Source organism: Cellulosimicrobium cellulans, from assembly GCF_001722485.1.
GTDB lineage: Bacteria > Actinomycetota > Actinomycetes > Actinomycetales > Cellulomonadaceae > Cellulosimicrobium > Cellulosimicrobium cellulans_A.
Window position 1 is genome coordinate 1 of the sequence record NZ_LWGL01000238.1, and the last position, 3,430, is coordinate 3,430.

At 72.6% G+C, this 3,430-nt stretch carries 3 protein-coding genes; all 3 read right to left on the reverse strand.

Annotated features, from left to right (window positions below):
• The coding region (locus JZ5iCDA_RS16295; RefSeq protein ID WP_069388087.1) for a methyl-accepting chemotaxis protein at positions 1-1,085 on the reverse strand (1,085 nt) is incomplete at its 3' end.
• A gap of 50 nt (positions 1,086-1,135) precedes the next feature.
• Complete coding sequence (locus tag JZ5iCDA_RS16300; RefSeq protein WP_069388088.1) at positions 1,136-1,546, reverse strand: chemotaxis protein CheW; 411 nt, start codon at positions 1,544-1,546, stop codon at positions 1,136-1,138.
• A partial coding sequence (locus JZ5iCDA_RS16305) for a chemotaxis protein CheA (protein ID WP_069388089.1) occupies positions 1,543-3,430 on the reverse strand: 1,888 nt, incomplete at its 5' end. The genes JZ5iCDA_RS16305 and JZ5iCDA_RS16300, both read right to left, overlap by 4 nt.

The window sequence follows — 3,430 nt, forward strand, 5'->3', positions numbered from 1 at the left end:
GCCGCCGCACGGTCCGTCGCCTTGTTCGCGACCTTCGCCGCCTCGTTCGAGTTCTGCGCGATCTCCCGGATCGAGGCACCCATCTGCTCCGCACCCGCCGCGACCGTCTGCACGTTCTGCGACACCTGCTCCGCCGCCGAGGCCACGGCGCCCGAGCGGCTGGCCGTCTCCTCCGAGCTCGCGGAGAACTGCTGGCTCGTCGCCGAGAGCTGCTCGGCCGCCGCGGCGACCGCCTCCGACGTGCCCGCGACCTCGCCGATGATCCCGCGCAGGTTCGTCTGCGCCGACGTCAGGGACGTGGCCATCTGCCCGAGCTCGTCCCGGCTGTCCACGTCGACGGGCACCGTGAGGTCGCCCGCCGCGAGGGCGTCGAGGGAGCGGCGGACCTTGTCCGCGGACCGGCGGATGGTGTTCGCCACCCGGACGCCGACCAGGACCGACAGCACCAGACCGGCGATCGAGAGGACCGTCATGAGGAGGATCGCCCGCGCCGCCTCGGCCGACGCGCTGTCCGCGACGGTGTCGAGGTGGGCGTACACCGCGGCGCCGGACGCCCCGAGCGCGGCGCGGTACGTCGCGATGATCTCGTCGTTGGCGGCCTGGACCTCCGGGGGCACCCCGCCGGCGTCGACGGCCGGCATGAGCGACGCGTCGCGGAAGGCGAGCCACTCGGCCCACGAGGCCTTGAACTCCTCCCAGTTGGGCTCGACGACGCCCGCCGCCTCCAGCGTCGTGTCGATGACGCCGATCTGCTCCTCGACGATCCCGTCGGTCGCCGCCATCTGCGCGACCACGTCGGCGCGGGCCTCGCCCTGGACCACCTCGTAGTGGTAGGTCAGGCGCCACGCCTCCTGGGAGTGGTGGTCCACGAGCGCGTTGCTGCGCAGCAGGGAGTTGGCCACGTCCGTGACCGACTGCGTGTCGGCCGACGTGGCCCGCAGGCTCTGCAGGGCGAAGCCGACGACGAGCACGAGGACGGTGGCGAGCACGCCGAGCGCGGTGAGGATCTTCGTGCGGACCGACAGGTCGGCGAAGCCGCGGCGCCGACGGGCGACGGCCGGCTGAGGGGTCGCGAAGGTGGACATGGGTACTCCTAGGAAGGTGAAGGGCGAGAAGTGGGTGGTGACGCGACGGCTCAGGAGGCCGCGGCGTCGACGTCGAGCGCGAGCAGCAGCCGCTGGGGCAGCTTGTAGGCGCCAAGGATGACCGCCTGGAGCTCTTCGGTGAGCGTCTGCGGCGGTGCCTCGAACTGCTCGGCGTCGACCTCGAGGACGTCCCCGATCTGGTCGACGAGCAGGCTCACGGTCTCGTCCCCGACGAAGACGACGACCATCATCTGCTCCCCGTCGAGGGCGGGCATGCCCAGCCGGCGGCGCAGGTCCACCGAGAGCACGACCTGCCCGCGGAGGTTGACCAGGCCGGCGACGTCGTCGGACGCCAGCGGGACGCGGGTGCGCGTCCCGCCCGGCAGGACCTCCTGGACCCGGTCGACCGGGATGCCGCAGAGGCGGTCGTCGAGGGTGAACGTCACGAGCTGGGTGGTCATCGTGCACCTGCCAGGGTCAGGCCGGAGCCGGCCACCGGGTCGGAGAGGCCGGAGAGGTCGTCGAGACCGTCGACGCCCTCGACGTCGTCGAAGAAGCCGGGGTCGGCCGCCCGGACGGCGCTGCGGACGTCGAGCAGCTCGGTGACCCGCTCCTTGAGGACCGTCGAGCCGAGGAGCCCGTGGTCGTCGATGTCGCTGTGCCGGCGTGCGTCGTCCTCGACGATGTCGACGATCTCGGTGACGGCCATCGCGATGCTGCGGCCGCCGCGCGTGTACACGACGACGTCGAGCTCGTCCGCCGGGAAGCCGGTGCTCGCGCCGAGCAGCTGGTCGAGCCGCACGAGCGGCAGCAGCGCGCCGCGGTACTGCAGCACCTCGCGCGCGCCGACCCGCTCGATCGTGTCGGCCTTGATGCGTTCGAGCCGCGTCACCGCCGCCAGCGGGATCGCGACACGGCGGTCCCCCGCCCCGACGACGAGCGTCTGCTCGGTGCGGCTGGCCTCGTCCGTGACGTCCTGGACGTGCGCCCGCGCGAGGCTGGCCGCCTCGGCCGACAGCACGCGCCGCGCGATCGCCTGGAGGTCGAGGATGAGCGCCACGCCGCCGTCCCCGAGGACCGTGGCCCCGGAGTACATGCCGATCTGCTTGAGGCGGCTGGCGATCGCCTTGACGACGATCTCCTCCATGTTGAGGACCCGGTCGACGATCACGCCGAACCGCTGCTCGTCCGCCTCGACGACGGCGATGACGCGGCCTTCGTCTTCCTGCTCCAGCCCGAGCACCTCGGCGAGCGAGATGAGGGGCAGCAGCGTGCCGCGCAGCCGGAAGACCGGCGCGGTGCCGACGTGCTCGATCTCGCCGTGCTGGTCGCCGAGCGCGACGAGCTCGAGCAGGCTCACCTGCGGGATCGCGTAGACGGAGCCGCAGCACGTCACCGTGAGCGCCGGCATGATCGCGAGCGTCAGCGGAATGCGCATGCGCCACGTCGTGCCCGTGCCGACGGTCGACTCGACGTCGACCGAGCCGCCGATGGCCTCGATGTTCGTGCGCACGACGTCCATCCCGACGCCGCGGCCGGACACGTTGGTCACCTTCGCGGCGGTCGAGAACCCGGGCAGGAACAGCAGGTCGAGCAGCTCCTGCGGCGACATCGCGGCGACGTCCGCCGTGGTGCGCAGGCCCTTGCTCACCGCCGTGCGTCCGACCTTCTCCGGGTCGATGCCCGCGCCGTCGTCGGTGATCTCGACGACGACCTGGCCGTTCGAGTGGTAGGCGCGCAGGGTCACGAGGCCCTGGGCGCGCTTGCCCGCCGCGACGCGCACGTCCGGCGGCTCGATGCCGTGGTCGACCGCGTTGCGCACCAGGTGCGTCAGCGGGTCCTTCACGGCCTCGAGGAGCGAGCGGTCGAGCTCGGTGTCGCCGCCGACCATCTCGATGCGGACGTCGCGGCCGAGCATCTTGGCGAGGTCGCGCACGACGCGCGGCATCTTCGACCACAGGTGCTCGATGGGCTGCATGCGCGTCTTCATGACGCCCTCCTGCAGCTCCGAGGCGATGAGGCTCAGGCGCTGGGCGGACCGCTTGGTCTCCTGGTCCTCGCCCTCGCCCGCGATGCGGTCGATCTGGTTGCGCACGAGCACGAGCTCGCCGACCTGGCGCATGAGCGTGTCGAGCAGGTCGACGTCCACGCGGATCGAGCCCTCGGCGGCGTTGCGCTGGTGCGTCTCGGTCTCCTCCGCGCGCGGCACGCCGGCAGGCGGTGCGGGTTGCGGTGCGGCCGCGACCCGCTCGAGCACCGCGCGCAGCGTGAGCTGCTCGGGGTCCCAGCGCCGGTTCTGGAACACGGTCAACGGGGTGCCCGCCGCCTCGGCCGCCTCGACGACC

Coding starts and splice junctions, on each gene's coding strand:
- JZ5iCDA_RS16300 (WP_069388088.1), bottom strand. CDS start 1,546: ATGACCACCCAGCTCGTGACGTTCACCCTCGACGACCGCCTCTGCGGC.